The organism is Micromonospora sp. NPDC050397 (assembly GCF_044901685.1).
Lineage (GTDB): Bacteria > Actinomycetota > Actinomycetes > Mycobacteriales > Micromonosporaceae > Micromonospora_G.
This window is the reverse complement of record NZ_JBJDPS010000002.1, coordinates 807,232-826,563: the sequence shown is the minus strand read 5'-3', so window position 1 is coordinate 826,563 and position 19,332 is coordinate 807,232. Positions and strand designations below refer to the sequence as shown.

At 69.5% G+C, this 19,332-nt stretch carries 23 protein-coding genes; 15 read left to right on the top strand and 8 right to left on the bottom strand.

Translation table 11 applies throughout. From position 1 onward, the window contains the following. Positions 1-117: 117 nt before the first annotated feature. Positions 118-1,227 carry a ricin-type beta-trefoil lectin domain protein gene (locus ACI2K4_RS09900; protein ID WP_404510067.1) on the top strand — a complete coding sequence of 370 codons (1,110 nt, stop codon included), beginning with the start codon at positions 118-120 and terminating at the stop codon, positions 1,225-1,227. A 3-nt stretch (positions 1,228-1,230) separates the two neighbouring features. On the opposite strand, the gene smpB is transcribed toward ACI2K4_RS09900, so the two are convergent. Next, on the bottom strand, positions 1,231-1,809 hold the full coding sequence (gene smpB / locus ACI2K4_RS09895) for an SsrA-binding protein SmpB (RefSeq protein WP_404510066.1): 579 nt from the start codon (positions 1,807-1,809) through the stop codon (positions 1,231-1,233). Positions 1,810-1,820: 11 nt separating this feature from the next. Then, positions 1,821-2,714, bottom strand: coding sequence for an alpha/beta fold hydrolase (locus ACI2K4_RS09890; protein ID WP_404510065.1), 894 nt, complete (start codon positions 2,712-2,714; stop codon positions 1,821-1,823). A 186-nt stretch (positions 2,715-2,900) separates the two neighbouring features. Here ACI2K4_RS09890 and ACI2K4_RS09885 point away from each other — a divergent pair, with 186 nt between their 5' ends. Together ACI2K4_RS09885 and ACI2K4_RS09880 are read left to right on the top strand one after the other, a co-directional pair. Then, a complete protein-coding gene (locus ACI2K4_RS09885; RefSeq protein WP_404510064.1) occupies positions 2,901-3,476 on the top strand; it encodes a TetR/AcrR family transcriptional regulator in 576 nt (191 codons plus the stop codon). Between the two features lie 74 nt (positions 3,477-3,550). Then, positions 3,551-4,831 (top strand): CehA/McbA family metallohydrolase, encoded by a 1,281-nt coding sequence (locus ACI2K4_RS09880; RefSeq protein ID WP_404510063.1) that lies wholly within the window; start codon positions 3,551-3,553, stop codon positions 4,829-4,831. Between the two features lie 123 nt (positions 4,832-4,954). On the opposite strand, the gene ACI2K4_RS09875 is transcribed toward ACI2K4_RS09880, so the two are convergent. Together ACI2K4_RS09875 and ACI2K4_RS09870 are read right to left on the bottom strand one after the other, a co-directional pair. Then, entirely contained in the window at positions 4,955-5,161 is a 207-nt protein-coding gene (locus tag ACI2K4_RS09875) for a hypothetical protein (RefSeq protein WP_404510062.1), read from the bottom strand. Positions 5,162-5,337: 176 nt separating this feature from the next. Next, positions 5,338-5,583: a hypothetical protein gene (locus ACI2K4_RS09870; protein ID WP_404510061.1), complete on the bottom strand. Its 246-nt coding sequence runs from the start codon at positions 5,581-5,583 to the stop codon at positions 5,338-5,340. A gap of 211 nt (positions 5,584-5,794) precedes the next feature. Between ACI2K4_RS09870 and ACI2K4_RS09865 the strand changes: the two genes are divergently transcribed. From ACI2K4_RS09865 to ACI2K4_RS09840, 6 genes are read left to right on the top strand one after another with little or no spacing between them, the layout of a single operon-like run. Beyond that, positions 5,795-6,673, top strand: coding sequence for an STAS domain-containing protein (locus ACI2K4_RS09865; protein WP_404510060.1), 879 nt, complete (start codon positions 5,795-5,797; stop codon positions 6,671-6,673). Next, complete coding sequence (locus tag ACI2K4_RS09860) at positions 6,673-7,128, top strand: STAS domain-containing protein (protein WP_404510059.1); 456 nt, start codon at positions 6,673-6,675, stop codon at positions 7,126-7,128. The genes ACI2K4_RS09865 and ACI2K4_RS09860 overlap by 1 nt, the downstream gene beginning before the upstream one ends. Continuing rightward, entirely contained in the window at positions 7,125-7,550 is a 426-nt protein-coding gene (locus tag ACI2K4_RS09855) for an ATP-binding protein (RefSeq protein ID WP_404510058.1), read from the top strand. The genes ACI2K4_RS09860 and ACI2K4_RS09855 overlap by 4 nt, the downstream gene beginning before the upstream one ends. Next, positions 7,550-8,560 carry a SpoIIE family protein phosphatase gene (locus ACI2K4_RS09850; protein ID WP_404510315.1) on the top strand — a complete coding sequence of 337 codons (1,011 nt, stop codon included), beginning with the start codon at positions 7,550-7,552 and terminating at the stop codon, positions 8,558-8,560. Before ACI2K4_RS09855 ends, ACI2K4_RS09850 begins: the two co-directional genes overlap by 1 nt. A gap of 35 nt (positions 8,561-8,595) precedes the next feature. Next, entirely contained in the window at positions 8,596-9,939 is a 1,344-nt protein-coding gene (locus ACI2K4_RS09845; protein WP_404510314.1) for a sensor histidine kinase, read from the top strand. After that, on the top strand, positions 9,936-11,495 hold the full coding sequence (locus tag ACI2K4_RS09840) for a SpoIIE family protein phosphatase (RefSeq protein WP_404510057.1): 1,560 nt from the start codon (positions 9,936-9,938) through the stop codon (positions 11,493-11,495). The genes ACI2K4_RS09845 and ACI2K4_RS09840 overlap by 4 nt, the downstream gene beginning before the upstream one ends. A 13-nt stretch (positions 11,496-11,508) precedes the next feature. Here the strand turns inward: ACI2K4_RS09840 and ACI2K4_RS09835 are convergent, their stop codons facing one another. After that, on the bottom strand, positions 11,509-12,261 hold the full coding sequence (locus ACI2K4_RS09835; protein ID WP_404510056.1) for a DUF72 domain-containing protein: 753 nt from the start codon (positions 12,259-12,261) through the stop codon (positions 11,509-11,511). A gap of 42 nt (positions 12,262-12,303) precedes the next feature. Continuing rightward, positions 12,304-13,500 (bottom strand): alanine--tRNA ligase-related protein, encoded by a 1,197-nt coding sequence (locus ACI2K4_RS09830; protein WP_404510055.1) that lies wholly within the window; start codon positions 13,498-13,500, stop codon positions 12,304-12,306. A gap of 319 nt (positions 13,501-13,819) precedes the next feature. Here ACI2K4_RS09830 and ACI2K4_RS09825 point away from each other — a divergent pair, with 319 nt between their 5' ends. Both ACI2K4_RS09825 and ACI2K4_RS09820 read left to right on the top strand, forming a co-directional pair. Then, on the top strand, positions 13,820-14,962 hold the full coding sequence (locus ACI2K4_RS09825) for a helix-turn-helix domain-containing protein (protein WP_404510054.1): 1,143 nt from the start codon (positions 13,820-13,822) through the stop codon (positions 14,960-14,962). Next, positions 14,959-15,513 carry a hypothetical protein gene (locus tag ACI2K4_RS09820; protein ID WP_404510053.1) on the top strand — a complete coding sequence of 185 codons (555 nt, stop codon included), beginning with the start codon at positions 14,959-14,961 and terminating at the stop codon, positions 15,511-15,513. The genes ACI2K4_RS09825 and ACI2K4_RS09820 overlap by 4 nt, the downstream gene beginning before the upstream one ends. A gap of 12 nt (positions 15,514-15,525) precedes the next feature. Here the strand turns inward: ACI2K4_RS09820 and ACI2K4_RS09815 are convergent, their stop codons facing one another. Beyond that, the gene (locus tag ACI2K4_RS09815) at positions 15,526-15,774 is read right to left on the bottom strand and encodes a hypothetical protein (protein WP_404510052.1); all 249 of its coding nucleotides are present in this window, start codon (positions 15,772-15,774) and stop codon (positions 15,526-15,528) included. Between the two features lie 393 nt (positions 15,775-16,167). Here ACI2K4_RS09815 and ACI2K4_RS09810 point away from each other — a divergent pair, with 393 nt between their 5' ends. The 4 genes from ACI2K4_RS09810 (at position 16,168) to ACI2K4_RS09795 (ending at position 18,393) form a co-directional block, all read left to right on the top strand. Beyond that, the gene (locus tag ACI2K4_RS09810) at positions 16,168-17,010 is read left to right on the top strand and encodes a helix-turn-helix domain-containing protein (RefSeq protein ID WP_404510051.1); all 843 of its coding nucleotides are present in this window, start codon (positions 16,168-16,170) and stop codon (positions 17,008-17,010) included. An 11-nt stretch (positions 17,011-17,021) separates the two neighbouring features. Then, positions 17,022-17,198, top strand: coding sequence for a DUF397 domain-containing protein (locus tag ACI2K4_RS09805; protein WP_404510050.1), 177 nt, complete (start codon positions 17,022-17,024; stop codon positions 17,196-17,198). Positions 17,199-17,408: 210 nt separating this feature from the next. Next, complete coding sequence (locus tag ACI2K4_RS09800) at positions 17,409-17,822, top strand: GntR family transcriptional regulator (RefSeq protein WP_404510049.1); 414 nt, start codon at positions 17,409-17,411, stop codon at positions 17,820-17,822. Positions 17,823-18,216: 394 nt separating this feature from the next. After that, a complete protein-coding gene (locus ACI2K4_RS09795) occupies positions 18,217-18,393 on the top strand; it encodes a DUF397 domain-containing protein (protein WP_404510048.1) in 177 nt (58 codons plus the stop codon). Positions 18,394-18,544: 151 nt separating this feature from the next. On the opposite strand, the gene ACI2K4_RS09790 is transcribed toward ACI2K4_RS09795, so the two are convergent. After that, positions 18,545-19,078 (bottom strand): hypothetical protein, encoded by a 534-nt coding sequence (locus ACI2K4_RS09790; protein WP_404510047.1) that lies wholly within the window; start codon positions 19,076-19,078, stop codon positions 18,545-18,547. Between the last annotated feature and the right edge of the window lie 254 nt (positions 19,079-19,332).

The window sequence follows — 19,332 nt, the reverse complement described above, 5'->3', positions numbered from 1 at the left end:
GCGCGACCTCCATTACATCGTCAACTCTCGATGTAGCCGCCTGTCCCGTCGTCGCCGCTCCAGCCCAGCGGTCTCCCGCGACCCGTCCCAGAGGCGGCACCGACGAGAGGATCGCCCATGCGATGGAACGTACGTCGGCTCGCCGCCGCCGGCCTCGGACTCGCCCTCGCCACCGGGTTCGCCCTGGCCCCGGCCACGCCGGCCCAGGCCGAGTCGAACGGCGGGGTACGCGTCATGCCGCTCGGTGACTCGATCACCGACGGGTTCAACGTGCCCGGCGGGTACCGGATCAACCTGTGGCAGCGCTTTGTCGGCGGCGGTCACACGGTCGACTTCGTGGGCTCGGCCGCCAACGGACCGGCGAGTCTCGGCGACCGCGACCACGAGGGCCACTCCGGTTGGCGGATCGACCAGCTCGACGCGAACATCGTCGGTTGGCTCCAGGCGACCACCCCGCGCACCGTACTGCTGCACATCGGTACCAACGACATGAACCAGAACTACGACGTGGCAAACGCGCCGGCCCGGCTCTCCGCCCTGATCGACAAGATCCGGGCGACCGTCCCCACGGTGGAACTCTTTGTCGCCACCATCACCCCGGAGACCAACCCGACGCTCGACGCTCGGGTGCGCGCGTACAACGCGACCATTCCCGGGATCGTGGCGCAGAAGGGCTCCCGGACCCACCTGGTCGACATGTACTCGGCGCTGACCACGGCCGACCTGGCCGACGGGGTGCACCCCAACGCCGGTGGCTACGACAAGATGGCGGCGAGGTGGTTCGCCGCGCTCCAGGCCGTACCGGCCAGCCTGACCCCGCCGGGCGTGCCGCCGGTCGGCACCGCCGTATCGCTGGTCAATCCGGCCTCCGGCCGCTGCCTGGACGTCTACGGTGCCAGCAACGCGGCCGGCAGCCAGGCGGTCATCTGGGACTGCCACGGCGGCACCAACCAGCGCTGGACCCGGACCGCGAACGGCGAACTGCGGGTGTACGGCGACCGCTGCCTCGACATCTCCGGCAGCGGCACGGCCAACGGCACCAAGGTGCAGATCTGGACCTGCAACGGCACCGGCGCACAGCGCTTCACCTTCGCCGCCGACGGGTCGATCGTCGTCCCGGCCTCCGGCCGCTGTGTCGAGGTGGCCGGCGGCGGCACCGCCAACGGCAGCAAGGCCCAGCTCTACGACTGCAACGGCGGCAGCGGCCAGCGCTGGGCGGTCCGGTAGCGACTACGACGAGCGGTCGCCCGCCCGGAGGCGACCTTTGAGGTGCTGACCCAACGCGCGGGCGATCTCGCGGTTGGCGTCCCGTTCGGCGAGCGCCTGCCGCTTGTCGTAGGAGCGCTTGCCCCGGGCGAGGCCGAGTTCGACCTTGGCCCAGCCGTTGGCGAAGTACATCGACAGCGGCACCAGGGTGAGCCCCGGATCGCGTACCTGGTCCAGGATCTTCTTGATCTCACCGCGATGCAGCAGCAGTTTCCTGGTCCGGCGCGGCTGGTGGTTGGTCCAGGTGCCGTACGCGTACTCCGGGATGTGCAGCCCGTACAGCATGAGCTCGCCGTCACGCTCCTGGGCGAACGCGTCGACCAACGACGCCCGCCCGGCCCGCAGCGACTTGACCTCGGTGCCGAACAGCGCGATGCCCGCCTCGTACGTCTTGAGGATCGCGTAGTCGTGCCGCGCCCTCTTGTTCGAGGCGATGAGCCTGCGCTCGGGTTCCCTGGACGCGACGACCTCCCGGTCCCTGGTACGGCACGTTGCCGCAGCCTCACAAGATACAACGGGATCGTGGTCCGCCCGACGGACCACGATCCCGTTGTCTACCGTCGAACGTCGGCCGTCGGGGTGGCGTCGACGCCGAGCGCGGCGATCAGCCACGGGCGCAGGACCGGCAGGACCTGTGCCGGCTGCATCGCCCGGGTGTGGTCGAGGCCGTCCAGCGCCCGCACGTCCCAGCCCAGGGACTCCAACTCCGTGCCCCGGCGCAGCACCGGACCGGCGATGTCGACCACCACGTCGCCCCAGCGCTCGCCGTACGTGATCTTGTCCGCCGAGCCGACGAAGCACAACCGGGGGCAGGTCAGCCGGGACTGGACCGCCTGGTCGTCGAAGCCTCGCAGCGCCTGGTAGAGGGTGACGTACTGGCGGGTCTGCGGTTCGCTCAGCGTCACCGGGGCCGACGACCAGTCGTACTCCTCGGGCCCGGTCGACTCTCCCGCGCCGCTCCACCCGGTCGTTTCGGCCGGGGGATTGGCGGCCATGTCGTGCGTCGCCATGGTCACCGCCAGCATCTGCGCGTACGGCCCGTCGATCGGCGGGAAGCCGCCCATCACCAGCGCCGAGAGGCGGTCGGTCCGGATCGCCAGTTGCAGCCCGCTCAACGCGAGCCACGAATACCCGTAGTACGCGAACCGGTCGGCTCCCACGGCGTCGGCCACGGCGAGCAGGTCCCGGCTGATGGCGTCCGGGGTCAGCGTGTCGGCCTTCGGGGCGGCCCGGAGGTGGCCCTCGTAGTCGAAGGCGACCACCCGGAACAGGTCCGACAGCCCGTCGACCAGGTTCCGGCCGAGGGCCGGGTCCATCCCCCAGCGTCGCAGTTCCTCGGCCGCCGGCCCCTCGGTCGGGCGCGGGTCGACCGGTAGCAGCAGGGTGGGGCCGGTGCCGTGGATTTCGAGATCGAGCACGCTTCCGTCGTGCAGGGTCACCTCGGGCATGGGTCGTCTCCGGTTTCGGGTCGGTGGGATGTGGCGAATCCTGTAGCGGATAAAGTGATGCCGCGCGAGACAATACCTTAGGACATAAAGAGTCGACCAGGGCGGCGGCCCCGAGCCGCACGAGACGACTCCGACCACCCTTCGCGGCGTAGCAGGTAGGCCGGTCTGTCTAGTACCCTTGCCGCCATGTCCGTCAAAGGCACCGGTCCGTCGGCCAGAGATCGGCTGCTGGCAGCCGCCGACGAACTGTTCTACGCGGAAGGCGTCCACTCGGTCGGCATCGACCGGGTGATCGAGCACGCCGGGGTGGCGAAGGCGACGCTCTACAACGCGTTCGGCAGCAAGGACGAGCTGGTCCGGGCGTACCTGCTGCGCCGGCACGCGGCCCGGCAGGAGCGGGTGGCGCGCAAGCTCGACGGGCTGACCTCCCCCCGCGAGCGGCTGCTCGCCGTCTTCGACGCCCTGGCCGACGCGTTCGCCAAGCCGAACTTCCGGGGCTGCGCGTTTGTCAACGCCAGCGCCGAGCTGGCCCCGGGGAGCAGAGCCGCCGAGGTCTGCGACAACGCCCGCGGCTGGGTCCGTTCGCTGTTCCGAGGGCTCGCGCTGGAGGCCGGAGCCGCCGATCCGGACCTGCTCGCGCGTCAGCTCGTCCTGCTCTACGACGGGGCCTCGGTCGCCGCCCAGCTCGACCACGACACCTCGTCGGCGATGGCCGCGCGGGACGTGGCCGCCGCCCTGCTGGACGTCGCGACCGTCCGGTAAGCGATCCGTACTCTTCACCAACCAGACAACTGCGCCTATCTATCTGTTGCCGACCGTCGTATGCACTGACCGGCATGACTCACGACCACACCGGCACCGACCACGGGCACAACCACCCGGACACCGGGCACGACCACAGCGGCCACGAGCACAGCCACGACGGTACGAGCCGACGCACCCTGATGGCGAGCGCCGCAGGCGGGCTGCTGATGCTGGCCGCCGCCCCGGGCACCGCGCGGGCCGCGACCGCCGGGCTCGCCAGCGGCCCCGATCTGGCGGCGGCCACCGGCGCCTCGCGTACCTCGTCGATCACCCAGGGGACCACGCTGGTCCACGCCGACCTGCACAACCACACCGCGATGTCCGACGGCGACGGCGATCCCGCGCTGGCGTTCGCGTCGATGCGCGAGGCCGGGCTCGACGTCGCGGCGCTCACCGACCACAGCACGCTCTTCTCCATCGAGGGACTGTCCCGTTCGGAGTGGGACCGCACCGGCGCGCTCGCCAACGCCGCCGACGACCCCGGCCAGTACACCGCGATCCGCGGCTTCGAGTGGTCGCACCCGCTGCTCGGCCACGTCAACGTCTGGTTCAGCGGCAACTACACCGACCTGCTCCAGTCGTCGAGCATGAGCCGGCTCTACAGTTGGATCGCCAGCTCGGGCGGGGTGGCCGGGTTCAACCACCCGGGCCGCGAGGTCGGCCGCTTCGACGACTTCCGCTACAACTCGGCCGTACGGGAGCCGATGATCGGCCTGGAGATGTTCAACCGGGGCGACGACTACCTCTTCGACGGCTGGGGCAGCGGGCAGACCTCTCCCCTGGTCGCCTGCCTGAACGCCGGTTGGCGTCCCGGACTCACCGGTGTCTCGGACGAGCACGGCACCAACTGGGGCTTCCCGGAGGGCAAGGGACGTACGGGCCTCTGGGTCACCCAGAACACCCGGCAGGAGGTGATGGCCGCGATGCGGGCCCGCCGGTTCTTCGCCACCCGGGTCTCCGGCCTGCGCCTGGACGCCACCGCCAACGGCGTACGGATGGGTGGTGTGGTTCCGCTGGTCCAGGGCGACGTCACCTTCGAGGTGGACCTCGACCGGGGTCCGGAGTGGATCGGCAGGCCGCTGCGGATCCAGGTGCTGCGCCCCGGCACCAACGCGCCCACCGTGCCCGAGGTGATCGACACCGTCGCCGGCCAGGTCACCCGGTTCACCGTGCCGCTGAACCTGGCCGACGGCAACTGGGTGGTGCTGCGCGTCTCCGACCCCACCCAGGCCAACCCGAGCCCCGGCCCGGCCGGGCACCCGTGCAACGACTGGGGCGTGGCCTACAGCAGCCCCTGGTGGCTCCAGCCGTGACGACGGCACCAGCCGTGGCGTAGTCCGGTCGACCCGGCCGGGCTCCGACGGATCGGGGCGACGACCATGATGGTCGTCGCCCCGGTCGTCAACCCGGTGCCCGGCTGCGGGCACCGGCGGGAATCAGTCAGCCAGCGTCGCGATGGACTGGGCCCACCGGAAGTACTTGTTGGTGCCGAAGTCGCGGACCGTCTTGATGCCGAACGCCTTGAGCAGGTGCTCGGCGTCGGCCGCCGAGACGCCCTCGATCGCGGTGACCGGAGCGTCGGCGATTTCCTGGGCGCTCTTGCCTTCCCACGCCTTGGAGAGCTTCTTCTCGAGTCCCAGCATCCCTATTGCCTCCTTCAGACAACCCGGCGCCACGCCGGACCGCCGGCAGACTACGACGATGCGGAAGTTACGCGCCAGTCGAGCAGAAAACCGACACCGCCTCCGGACCTACCCGCGCGGCACGCGCCCGGACCTGCCCGCCCGGCGCCGCGCCCGGAGGCGTCCGCCGTCGCCGCTCAGTCCGTCGGGGTCACCGTCTCCGCCGACGTACGTCGCTCCCACGACGGGTCCGACTCCGCCGACGTACGTCGCCGCGGGGACGGGTCCGACTGCGCCGGCACGTCGGACGTACGCCGGTCCGACTCGGCCAGGATCGCCTCCGCCTGCGCCAACGGATCCTGGCTGCCCACCACCCGTTCCTCCGGCAGCAGGTAATCGGCCCGTCGCTGCACCTGACTCCGGTCACTGGTCTCCGCGCTCATACCGAAAAGCCGTACCCACCGTCGCCGGCCGCCACACCCCCGACGGCACGACACGCCGGTCCGTCTCGCCGGGCGGCCCGGTCATCGGTGACGGTGAAGATGCCCTGGCCACCGCCGGTCGCTGTGCCGGGCGGAGCACAGCCGCCGGTGATACAGTCCCACGGCCTGGTCGCTGCCCACCTCGACCGCGACCGGTGACTGGGGAGGAACCATGGGAATCACCGTCGACGAGAGCAGTCAGCTCGCCGCGTTGCTGAATAGTCACGCAGAGCAGTTGATCGAACGCTGGACCGAGGTCGTCGGCGCCACGCTGCGCGGCCGGCTGACCGAGGCGGAACTGCGCCACCAGGTACGCGAACTGCACTCCGCGCTGACCTCGGCTCTCGGCCAGGGTCCGTTCGACCTCGGTGACGAGGCATCGTCGGCGCTGCGCGCCTCCCTGACCGAGCTGTCCCGCAGCCGGGCCCGACAGGGTTTCAGCGCCACCGAGACGGCCGTCAGTGTGTTCGCGCTCAAGGACGCCCTGGTCGACGTATTGAACGTACAGTCCGGTGACCGGGACACCCTGGCCGCCTTCGTGACCGCGTCGACCGTGGTCGACCAGCTCGGACTCTTCACCTTCGAGCGGTACACCAAGTCGCGCGAGCAGTTGATCGCCGACCAGGCCGAACAGCTCCTGGAACTCGCCACCCCGGTGGTGAAGCTCTGGGACGGCGTGGTGGCCATCCCGCTGGTCGGCACGCTGGACTCGGCGCGCGCGCAGGTGGTGATGGAGCGGCTGTTGCAGACGCTGGTCGACACCGGATCGCCGTACGCGATCATCGACATCACCGGCGTGCCCGCGGTCGACACCCAGGTCGCCCAGCACATCCTCAAGACCGTGGTGGCCGCCCGGCTGATGGGTGCCGAGTGCATCATCTCCGGCATCCGTCCCCAGATCGCGCAGACCATCGTCGCGCTCGGGATCGAGTTCGGCGACATCGCCACCAAGGCCACCCTCGCCGACGCGCTGCGCCACGCGCTCCGGATGATCGAGGCCAACCGCAGGTCGGCCGCCGGTACGGCGACTCCGCCCCAGCGGAGCGCCTGATGGAGCGGGTGCCGGTCCTCAAGATCGGTGACATGCTGCTGGTCTCGATCCAGGTCGACATGGAGGACCAGACGGCCCTGGCGCTCCAGGAGGACCTGGCCGACCGGATCTCGACCACCGGCTGCCACGGTGTGATCATCGACATCACCGCGATGGACATCGTCGACTCGTTCGTCGGGCGGACCCTCTCCTCCATCGCCGGGATCGCCCGGGTGCTCGACGCGGAGACCGTGGTGGTCGGGATGCGCCCGGCGGTCGCGATCACGCTGGTCGAACTCGGCCTGTCGCTGGACGGCATCCGGACCGCGCTGAACGTCGAACGGGGAATCGAACTGCTCGCCCGGTCCCGGCGCGAAGCGGCGGCGTTCGTGCCCGACCTGGACGACCCGGCCGGGGTCTGGGCGCTACCGGAGGGGCTCGGCCCGGACGACCGCTCGACGCCGACGACGCCGTGACCGGCGGACCCGACCTGAGCGCACCGCAGGTCGTGACGATCACCTCGGACGCGGACGTGGTCCGGGTCCGGCAACTGGTCCGCACCGTCGCGGTCGCGGTCAAGCTCTCCCTGGTCGACCAGACCAAGCTGGTCACCGCCGCGAGCGAACTGGCCCGCAACACCCTCGTCTACGGCGGCGGGGGCGGTGCCGAGGTCGGCCTGGTCGACAGTGGCCGACGCAAGGGCGTACGGATCGCCTTCTCCGACGACGGCCCCGGCATCAGTGACCTGGACTTGGCCCTCACCGACGGTTACACCTCCGGCGGCGGGCTCGGGCTGGGCCTCGGCGGGGCCCGGCGACTGGTCGACGAGTTCGAGATCGACACCGGCGCCGGCCGGGGCACCCGGATCACCATCACCAAGTGGGCCCGGTCGGTCTGATGGACGACGACCTGCTCGACGGCGACGAGGTCTGGTTCCGGATGGAGGACCCGGGTACGGTCGGCGCGGCCCGCCGGGCGGCGGAACTGCTGGCCCGCCGGCTGGTGCTCGGCGGTGGCCGTACCGACGCGTTGGCGATCGTGGTGACCGAACTCGCCACCAACCTCGTCAAGCACGCCGAGGCCGGACGGCTGCTGATCCGCCCCGTGCGGGCCGACGACGTCGCCGGGGTGGAGTTGCTGGCGCTGGACTCCGGACCCGGCATGGCCGACGTGACACTGTCGGCCCGCGACGGGCACTCGACCGCCGGCACGCTCGGCATCGGTCTGGGCGCGATCGTGCGACAGTCCGACTGGGTCGACATGTACTCGCTGCCCGGACGGGGCACCGTCACCGTGGCGCAGGTCTGGCCGGAGGCGCTGCCCCGACCCGCCGTGACGGCCGGCGTTCGCATCCCGATGACCGGCGAACAGTCCTGCGGCGACGCCTTCGCCGAGCGGGTTGTCGACGGGCGACGGCAGGTGCTGGTCTGCGACGGTCTCGGGCACGGGCCACTGGCGGCGGTCGCCTCGACGGCGGCCGTACACGCCTTCCACCGGGCGCCGGCCGGACCACCGGCGGCCGTCCTCGAACACCTGCACCGGGCGACGAGCCACACCCGGGGCGCCGCCGCCGCCATCGCCGAACTCGTGCCGGAACGGGGACTGGTCCGCTACGCCGGGCTCGGCAACATCGCCGGCCTCGTGGTGGACGGCGACGAACGACGTGGACTGGTGTCACTGCCGGGGATCGTCGGCCACCAGCGCCGGACGGTACGCGAGTTCGAGTACCCCTTCCCGGACGGCGCGTGCCTGGTGATGCAGAGCGACGGGGTGACCGACCGCTGGCGGCTGCTCGACTATCCGGGCCTGCAACGACGCTCGCCCCAGGTGATCGCCGCCACCGTCCTGCGGGACTTCGGCGTACGTCGCGACGACGCCTGCGTGCTGGTCGCGAAGGCCGTACCGTGAGCGACCAGGCCGGCAACGGCGACGGGCTGCTGCGGATGACGCTGCGCGCCGAGTCCGACGTGTTCCTGGTCCGGCAGCGCGCCCGGGAGGTGGCCGCCGCCGTCGGACTCGAACACCAGGACCAGGTACGGCTCGCCACCGCACTCAGCGAGATCGGCCGATACCTGCTGGTGACCGTACCGGCGCCGCACCGGGCCGAGGTGGCGTTCTCGGTCCCGCTGGGGCACGCGCCGACGATGCTGGTGATCGAGGTGAGCACCGGCACGTCGGCCGAGACGTCCGGCGAACGGCTCGGCGCGGCCCTCGCCATCCGGCGACTCGTCGACACCTTCGACGTGACCCGGGGGAACTCGACCACCACGATCCGGCTGACCCGACGCATCCCGGCGGGCGGTGAGCCGGTCACCCCGGACCAGCTCGACCTGGTACGCGACAAGCTCGACACCTCGGTCGCGCGTACCCCGCTGGAGGAGATGGGCGAGCAGAACGAGCAACTGCTCGCCGCGCTGGAGCAGACCCGGGCCCAGCGGGACGAACTCGCCCGGCTCAACGAGGAGTTGGCCGAGACGAACCGGGGCGTGCTCGCCCTCTACACCCAGCTCTCCGAGGAACTCGACGAGACCAACCGGGGTGTGGTGGCGCTGCACGCCGAGTTGGAGGACCGGTCCGTACAGTTGCGGGCCGCCAGCGAGGCAAAGAGCCGGTTCCTGGCGAACGTCAGCCACGAACTGCGGGCCCCGGTGACCGCGGTGATCGGGTTGACCCGGCTGCTGATGGACCCCGCCTCCGACCCGCTCAGCGCCGAACAGCGGGAACAGACCGAACTGATCCGGGGTTCGGCGGCGGACCTGCTCGCGCTCGTCAACGACCTGCTCGACCTGGGCAAGGCCGAGTCGGGGGCGATCGAACCGACCTGGGCCGAGATCGAGCTGCCGGCGCTCTTCGGCCAGCTTCGCGGCACCGTACGGGCGATGGCCACCCGCCCGGAGGTCGAGCTGGTTGTGGTCGACCCGGAACCACCGGCGCTGATCCGCTCCGACGAGGTCCTGCTCACCCAGGTGCTGCGCAACCTGCTGCACAACGGGCTCAAGTTCACCGAGCGCGGCGAGGTACGGATGACCGCCGAACGCGACGGGGACTGGTGGACGCTGCGGGTCAGCGACACCGGCATCGGCATCCCGGCCGAGCTGCACGGACGGATCTTCGAGGAGTTCTACCAGGTGCCGGGCAGGGCACCGGCCGGCACCACCGGCACCGGCCTCGGTCTCCCCTACGCCCGACGGCTCGCCACCCTGCTCGGTGGTGATCTCCAACTGACCAGCACCCCGGGCGTCGGCAGTACGTTCACCGTCCACCTGCCGGTGCGGGGCGGGTCATGACGGTCGGCGACACCACGGTCAACGCCCCCGCCACCATCCTCGTCGTCGACGACAGCGCCGCCAAGCGTTACCTGCTGGTGAGCTGGCTGACCCGGGCCGGCTTCACCGTCATCCAGGCCGACAGCGGCACGGCAGCGCTGGACCGGATCGAGCGCGAGGACGTCGACCTGGTCGTGCTCGACGTACGGCTCGGCGACATGAGCGGCTTCGAGGTCAGCGAACGGATCAAGGCCGACCCCCGGCACGCCTCCCGGCCGGTGATCCACGTGTCGGCGCACGCGGTCAGCGTGGCCGACCGGACCCAGGGACTCGCCCGGGGTGCGGACGCGTACCTGGTCGAGCCGATCGAGCCGGACGAGCTGATCGCCACCACGCACGCGGCGCTGCGCTACTACCGGGCCAGGCGCCGGGCGGAACTGCTCGCCGACCGCCTCGCCCGGCTGGCCGAGACCACGCTCGCGGTCAACTCCGCCGACTCGCTGGCCCAGCTTCTCACCGCCGCCGCGACCGGGACCGCCCGGATCTTCGGCGGCGGGGCGGTGGTGGCGGCGCAGGACGCCAACGGCGAACAGGTGGCCGCCACGGTCCAGGCACCCGACGGCCCGGTGGTCGTCGGCGCCTGGTGCCCGGAGACCGCCGTCGTCCCGGTCGGCGCCACCACCCGGACCGAGGCGCCGACCGGTTGGCCGACCATCGGCCGGGCGGACGAGCGGCTGGCCGTGGCCACCGCCCGGCTGCGCGACGACCGTCCCGCCGTACGGGTGGCGGTGCCGGAGTCGGCGCTGGCCGGGGAACCGGCCGTGCTCACCCAGCTCGTGCAGGCCGTCGCGGCGGCGGTGGAGGCGCAACGCTCGTACGACGAGGAGCACCGGATCGCGGTCACGCTGCAACGCAGCCTGCTACCGCGCCGGCTCCCCCGGGTCGACCGGCTCGACCTCGCGGTCCGGTACGAGCCGGCCAGCGCCCAGACCGAGGTCGGCGGCGACTTCTACGAACTCGTCGAGATCGACGGTCGGCTGCTGGTGGCGATCGGCGACGTGGCCGGTCACTCCCTGCACGCCGCCACGATCATGGCCGAGCTGCGGCACGCGATCCGCGCCTACGCGGTCGCCGGTCACCCGCCCGGCGCCATCGTGGCCCAGGTCGACAACCTCATGCGTACGCTGCTGCCGAACGAGTTCGCGACGCTCTGCCTGCTGACCCTCGAACCCGACACCGGCCGGATCCGGCTCGCCAACGCCGGTCACCCGCCCGCGCTCCTGCTCGGCACCGGCCCGGCGACCTTCGTCGAATACCGCGCTCCCCTGCTCGGCATCCGGGCCGACCGCCCCGAGGACCTCGAACTCGTCCTGCCGCCCGGCGCCACCCTCGTGCTCTACACCGACGGGCTGGTCGAACGCCGGGACGTCGACATCGACCAGCGGCTGGAGGCGCTCGCCGCCAGCGCGGCCACCGTCGAGCACGACCTGGACCGCTTCTGTGACCGGCTCCTCGCCGAACTCGCCCCGCCCGAGATCACCGATGACATCGCCGTGGTCGCCCTGCGCCGCCGCTGACCGGCACCAACCGTCACCCTGGGGTACGGCTGACCGCGACTCCACGTCGACGGGCGATCCTGGCGAGGGCGACGGCGTCCACGAGGGCCGCCCCGCCCGGATCGTTGTTGAAGTAGACGTACACCGGGTCGGACCCGCCGTAGGCCGCGACGATCCGGTCCAGCCAGGAGGCGAGTGCGGTCCGGCCGTACCGTGGCCACGGATGTGCCCGACCTTCGTGCAGGCGCAGGTAACCGAAGTCGGCGGTCCGCCACAACGGGGTGACCGGCCGGCTGCGCCGGTCGGCCCAACAGAGCGCCGCGCCGCGCCGCCGCAGCACCTCGCGGGTCTCGTCGGTCCACCACGACGGGTGCCGTGGCTCGACCGCCACCCGCACCCCGGTCGGGAAGAGCGCCAGGGTCCGGTCCAGCGCGCCGGGGTCGGCACGCAGGTTCGGCGGCAGTTGCAGCAGCACCGGGCCGAGCCGGTCACCGAGCGCGGTGGCCCGGTCGAGGAACCGGGCTACCGGCTCGGCCGGCTCCCGCAGCCGTTTGATGTGGGTCAGGTAGCGGCTCATCTTGACCGCGACGCAGAAGTCGCCCGGCGTACGCTCGCGCCACTGCGCGAAGGTGTCCCGCTCCGGGAGCCGGTAAAAGGCGTTGTTCACCTCGACCGTGGCGAACCGCTCGGCAAAATGCTCCAGCCAGCGTCGTTGCGGCAGCCCGGCCGGATAGAATCGGTCGCGCCAGTCGCGGTACTGCCACCCGGAGGTGCCGACGAGGATCATGTCACCCGCCAGTATCGGTCCGGCTCGGCACGTCGGCACCCGCTACGGGCGATCGGACAGACCGGGGCCCACCTCCGCCAGCAGCCCGTCGACCAGCTCGCGGGGCAGGCCGTGGGTGTCGTGCAGGTAGTGGTAGTCCGGGTCGGTCAGCGGGCCGCGCGAGCGCCACCGGTCGACCACCGGACGGCCACGCCGCAGCAGCTCACGGAAGCGGCCCTCCTCGTCGGCGAGAATCCGGCGCAGCTCCCCCACCTCGGTCGTCCGCTGCCCGAACCGGTCGAGGGTCCGCTCGAACGGCTCCGACGGCAGGTCCGACAGCGTACGCGACGGGTCGTCCCGCCAGAGGCTGGTGAGCAGCCGGCGGACGAGTCGACGCAGCACGTAACCCCGGCCGGTGTTCGACGGGCGTACACCATCTCCCAGGACCACGACGCTCGACCGCAGGTGGTCGCTGACCCGGCGCAACGACTCCTGGTCCAGCTCCCACAGCCCGGAGACGGTCTCCACCCACGGCGTCATACCGTCACCCTGGTAGACGGAGCTGTTGCCCCGGAGCACCATCTCCATCCGCTCCAGCCCCATCCCCGTGTCGACGCTGGGCCGGGGCAACGGCTCCAGGTGCCCGTCGTCGTGGCGGCGGTAGCGCATCTGGACGTGGTTCCACACCTCCATCCACCGGTCGTCGGTGCCCGGGGTGCCCTGGGGCGGGTCGTCCCCGGTCCAGACAAAAATCTCCGAGTCGGGGCCGCAGGGTCCGGTCGGCCCGTTGGACCACCAGTTCTCCTCCCGGTTCAGCTCGACCGGCACGCCCAGCTCTCGCCAGACGTCGAGCGAGGTGTGGTCGGGCCCGAGCTGGTCGTCGCCGCCGAAGACGGTGGCGTGCAGCCGGCCAGGATCGATCCCGAAGCCGTCGCGGAGCAGGTGGTAGCCCCAACGCACGCTCTGCGAACCGTCGTAGTCACCGAGCGACCACGACCCGAGCATCTCGAACACGGTCAGGTGGGTGCTGTCGCCGACCTCGTCCAGATCGGTCGTGCGCAGACACCGCTGAAGGTCCACCAGCCGGTTGCCGAGCGGATGAGGTTCCCCGAGCAGGTACGGGGTCAGCGGGTGCATACCGGAGGTGGTGAAGAGGACCGGGTCGTCGGGGGGCGGGATCAGCGACGTACCGGGCACCAGCGCGTGTCCGCGCTCGCGGAAGAAGTCGACGAACGTACGGGTGATCTGTTCGGGGGTCATGGCTTCGGCCTCTCGGATCACTGTGACCGGAAAGGCCCGCAGGGGCGGAAAGGTGCTACTGACACACGAATCGCCGGCGAGCCGTTTCCGGTCGCCGGCGAAGAATCAGGAGATCAGGCGGCGGCAACCGACGAGCTGGTAGCTCGTGCGGTCGCGGCGGCACTGCGACGGGTGACCTCCATGCCCAAGACAATACCCGCGTACGTCATCACCGCCCAGCCCGTTTGCCGGCGCCCGCCGCCCGACCGCCGCAGCCGCACTTTGCCCGCTACCAGCGCATCCTTTGCGCACCGATCGTCGGCGTGCGATAATCGCACACGTGGCCGACACCGACGAACAGGCGCTGGGTGAGCGCATCCGCGAGGCCCGCAAGCGTGTGGGGCTGAGCCAAGAGGACCTCGGACGAGCGGTTGGACTCGAACGCACGGTGGTGAACAAGATCGAGGCGGGCGTTCGCAAGGTCACCGCGCTTGAGCTGTCGGACATTGCCGGCGCGATCGGCGTGCGCATGTCGACGTTCTTTGAGGAGCCCGTCCCAGCACTTGTCGCGCATCGGTCCAGCCAGGGCCTGGACACCGCCGACTCGCAGATCGACGCCCTGCTCGCGAAGCTCGCGAACGAGGTCGAGTTCGTCGCCTCGCTGGGTGTCGACGAGTTGGGTCTCGATGCCGCTGACACAGTCCCTCCTGCTGGCATCACGCAGCCTTCGACCAACGCCGAGGCGGAGGCGCTTGCCGTGAAGGCGCGCGAATTGATGGCCCTTTCGGCGGACGAACCGATCCACCGGCTCTCCGACAGAGTTGCCCGCGTCGGGCTCATGGCATTCTCTCGCGATGTCGGCAAGGACACCGCCGACGCCGGGACAATCTTGTTGCGTCGAGGGGGTGTCAGTCTCGTCAACAGTCACATGAAGGTTGGCCGCAGACGACTCGCCCTGGCGCACGAGCTCGGTCACTACCTGATCGCAGACGCCTACACGATCGACTGGCGGGTGGCCGAACACCTCGACCAGGCCGTCCCGATGGAATCACGTCTCGATCGCTTCGCGCGCGCACTGCTAGTACCGGCAACCGCGGTCACACGGCAGTGGCACGAGAAGGTTGCTCGGACGGGAGAGCGTACTGCGGCGATTTTGCTGGCGAGCGAGTTCCGAGTTGACATGGCCACCCTCGCCACACGGTTGAAGGAGCTAGGGCTGGCCGACAGCGAGACAGTGGCTTCGGTACGCAAATACCGCACCACCCAGGCCGACCTCGTTGAGATGAACCTGTACGTACCCCTTGAGGAACTGGAAGGGACGTCGGTTCCCCGACCGCTCGCACTTGCTGTGCTGCGGCTCGTGCGCGACGAGCGAATCAGCCGGGAGCGGGCCCTGGACTTGCTTCAAGGGACTTTCGACGAGACGGATCTGCCCCTCAGCCGTCAGCGGCGGCCCGACGAGATCTGGAAGTTTGTTTCGTGACGGTGCCCGACGACGCCTGGGCGTTCGACACTGGGCCGTTGCGACATTTTGCGATGCATGGATGGTTGGGAGTCCTGCGGTTTCTTGCCGGAGAGCACCCTGTCTACATACCTGACAGCGTCGAGCGGGAGCTCAACGCGGCCACCGAGCACCTGCAGGCCGTTCGCGCGGTGCTGGAGGCCGACTGGATCCAGGTTCACCGATCGACTAGCCCCGATTTTGGCGAAGCGTTCGCCCACTACGTCGACCGGCTGGTCGTCGGCAACAAGAACCTGGGCGAATGCGGGGTGCTCGCCATGGGACAGGTCTACAAGTGTGAAGTGGTGATAGACGACGCCGTACCGCGCAAAATCGCGGAGGAGAAGAATCTTCGGGTCACGGCGACCGTGCCGCTGCTGTGCGAGGCGATCCGTGCCCAGAAACTCACAACGGTGATGGTCGAGGTCCTGGCCGACAACCTTCTTGAGGGTGAGTACTACCTGCCGTTCGGCCCCGGCGGCTTCCGTCAGCATGTACTGGAGAACGGGCTCCTGGACTACAGCGAGCTTTGAGCGGGATAGCGGTCAGAGCGACCTCCGAGCGACGCGCACCCAGTTGTCCTCCCTGGGCTGCCCTTCCCGCATCCACTCCATGAACCGCGCGTGCAACACCCCTGCGGGCGTGCCCGGGAGATCCTGCATCGCCATCACGAGGTACGAGCTGAGGTAGAGCGACAACGACACCGGGGCGTCGACGTACACCGCCCGCAACTCCTGCTGTCGGGTACGGCAGGGCCAGGGCAGGCCACACCCACCACAGTTCCAGATGGGCATGACGGGTCCGTGGTTGCTCACTGTTCCTCCCCTGGCCAGTGACCCCGATTGATCGGGATCCTGTGTCGCGCCCGACACGGCAGGTCAGAGCCGCACCGGCACACGTACCGCCACTTGCTCCAAGACCACACCGGCCGATGCCTTCGGGCCAGGGTCAGCGCGACAGCGCTCAGGTACTCGTCGTACGACACGCGCCGGTTCATCACGCCTCCCTGGATGGGGAGCGCGGCGGCCGGGCCATGGCGGAGCACCGGCCGCCGCACTCCGGATCGTGGTGCGGCTCACCGGGTCAATATTGCGCGCGCAAATCTGCCAGGTCAATGATGGACATGCATTCATGTTCTACGGCGTGTGGTGGTGCCTACACGCCACGACAGGTGCACAATGTCAAACATGGAGAGCCCGACGTTCCTTCGCTTCCAGCTCGGCGCGCAGCTCAGGCGAGTCCGCGAGGAAGCCGACGTGACCACCGAACAGGCAGCCGAAGTCATCGAGGTGTCGCCGAGCACGATGCGACGCATCGAGCAGGGACGTGTCGGCATCAAGGGACCAGCACTGACCGCGCTGCTCAACCAGTACGGCGTGGACGATGCCGAGCTACGTGAGACGCTGTTGACGATGGCCCGGTCCGGCAAGCAACGCGGCTGGTGGGCCAAGTACGGCGACCTGCCACCGACCTACCGCCAGTACATCGGCCTGGAATCCGCAGCCCACGAGCTGCAGAACTTCGAGACGCTGGTCGTTCCGGGACTGCTTCAAACTGAGGCGTACGCCCGTGCCATGACCAGCGAAGATGCCTTCCAGCCCGCCCCGGAGGCGATCGAGCAACGCGTAGCGGCACGGATGGAACGTCAGAAGCTCATCACGGACGGCACGTTGCGGCTCCTCGCAGTGATGGACGAGGCGGTCCTACATCGCCAGATCGGCGGACCCGAGGTCATGCGCGCACAGCTCGCGGCCTTGCTCGACGCGTCGAAGCGGTGGAACGTCACCATCCAGGTCATCCCGTTCCGGGAGGGTGCCTACGCGTCGATGCTGTCGAGCTTCCACATCCTGACGTTCAACGAGAGTCCGGGCGTGGTCTACATCGAGGGCCTGACCGGCGACCTGTACGCCGAAGGCGAGGACGTGCGGCGCTGTACCGTGGTCTTCAACGCCTTACGTGCATCGGCATTGTCCGCGACCGACTCGACTGCAATGATCAAGAAGGTCCGCGACACCCAGCACCAAGATTGAGGAGGGGCGCCATGGACTCCCAGTGGCGCAAGAGCACCCGCAGCGGTAGCAACGGCGCGTGTGTCGAAGCTCGGTACCTCGACCACACCGCCCAGGTGCGCGACAGCAAGGACAAGACCGGCCCGGTGCTGGCGTTCACCGCCGACGCCTGGACGGCGTTCACCCGGAGCATCAAGACCGACGCGTGACGTGAGCCAGGCGGGACGCTCGCCCCGCCTGGACACCTACCGCCACCGGAACACTCGGTCACGACCCAACGATGTTGGCTCAATCCTTGGGGTCCCGGGCCCCACAAGGCGATGTGAACGGTAACGATCTTCACGGGAACCGGATGGCGCTGACCAGCATCGTCTCGGTCGACAACACATACACAGTATGTATTCCTCTAACATGCGGCCGTGACAAGCGACCACGACTTCGACCCCGACGTCGCCACGTGGAAGCAGCTCGCGGACCGGCTGCGCCAAGCCATCCGTTCAGGCGAGCTTGCACCTGGTCAACGTATGCCCACCGAACTGGGCCTGACGCAGGAGTACGGTCTCAGTCGACTCACGATCCGCCGCGCACTCCAGGAACTGCGAAGTGAGGGCTTGGTCGTGGTCGTGCAGAGTCGCGGAACGTTCGTCATGGGCGAACAGCAACGCAGCGTCGTCACCCTCGGCAAGGGCGACCAGGTCCAGGCACGGATGCCCGATCCCGAGGAGCGCCGGAAGTACGGCCTCCACGAAGGCGAACCCGTCGTCCTGATCATGAGGACCAATGGCAACATTGAAGGGTACGGAGCACACCGCGTCACCGTCGTGGCTGGATAGTCGGAGAGGGTGGTAACCCCAACGCCGGTCACCACGGATTGTGGTTAGCCCTGCCGTTGATCGACTCCCACGCCCTCTCGGAAGGCCAGGCGCGACACTACGCCGACAATCGCACTTTGACGACGACGCCCACGGGGTCCCTGTGCCGGTCACCAATTGACGCCGTCGCTGCCGATGATCGCTCCGATGGCGATCCGTTCACCGCCCGGCGAGCAACGCCGGCCCGGTTGTCGTACTTCATGGCTTGAGCGCGACCTGTACACCGGAGGCGAGGATCTTCAAGGCCCTGCCGTCGTCTTCGTCCGCTTGCGCGCCTCGGCGTTGCCCGCGACCGCGTCGACTGCGATGGTAGAGACAACCGAGGCAGCCAATACCAAGACTGAGGAGGGGCGCCATGGACTCCCAATGGCGCAAGAGCACCCGCAGCGGTGGCAACGGCGCGTGTGTCGAAGCTCGGTACGTCGGCCACACCGCCCAGGTGCGCGACAGCAAGGACAAGACCGGGCCAGCGCTGGCGTTCAGCGCCGACGCCTGGATGGCGTTCACCCGGGGCATCAAGACCGACGCGTGACGTGTGCCAGGCGGGACGCTCGCCCCGCCTGGTCACCTACCGCCACCACCGGAACAACTTTCCTTGAACAGGTGACGGGGCGGGGCAGCTCGGTTAGTAGCCTGCTGTTTCGACACCCGTTCCAGCCGGAGTGTCCTTCATCGTGCCAGGATTAGGTGTGTCGGGTGCCCAGCGACCATGGCCCGGCTCCGTCCGTGGGCTCGGGGAAATCTGTGGTTTCTCGCAACACGAAGGCAGGCGCACCGTCGCTCAGCGGCTTAATCGTTTTTCCTGGCTGCGCGGCGTACGCGTGCCCACTTTGTACGTAGAAGCAGAGCCACGTGTGTAGGTCGAACTCCTCGCGCGCGTCGCCGATCCAGCCCTGAGTTAGCGACCAGGGTGCCAGCCACGCTGGCACGGACTGCATCAGCTCGTACATGGCGTCATCCAGAACGAGCGTCCGGACGAGCAGCCCCAGTGAGCCCGGCTGTTCCAGATAGGGCTGCTGGACAACCAACGACCGAATACCACCGCCGGGTAGCGCGTCGTCGGACTCGGCGACCAGGCACGGCCAGTCATAAGGCAGGACCGGCTCGTCGGGTAGCCAATCGGTCAGCCCGAGGTGGAAGCGCAGCTCGGCCAGGAACGACTCGGGCGCATCAGGTCGAAGACGGAGCGCCAGAGTCCATACGTAGTGCGAGCTCACCGGTTCGTTCCCTGCTTCTTCTCGATGTTGCTTGTTGCGTCGACGCAGCCCGCCCCAGGCTACAAGCGAGTACTGGCAGCCCAACATCCGCGACGACCCTGCCAGACTCATGGGCGGGCTTCAAAAGGGCGGCAGCTCGAATCGGCAGATGTCTGAACCGGCTGCCTCAACTTGCCGTGACTCTGGATGGCGCGGATCGCAGCAGAAGAGTGCGGACCGGGCTGGCTCCGCCGAAGTCTGACGAAGTAGCTTGT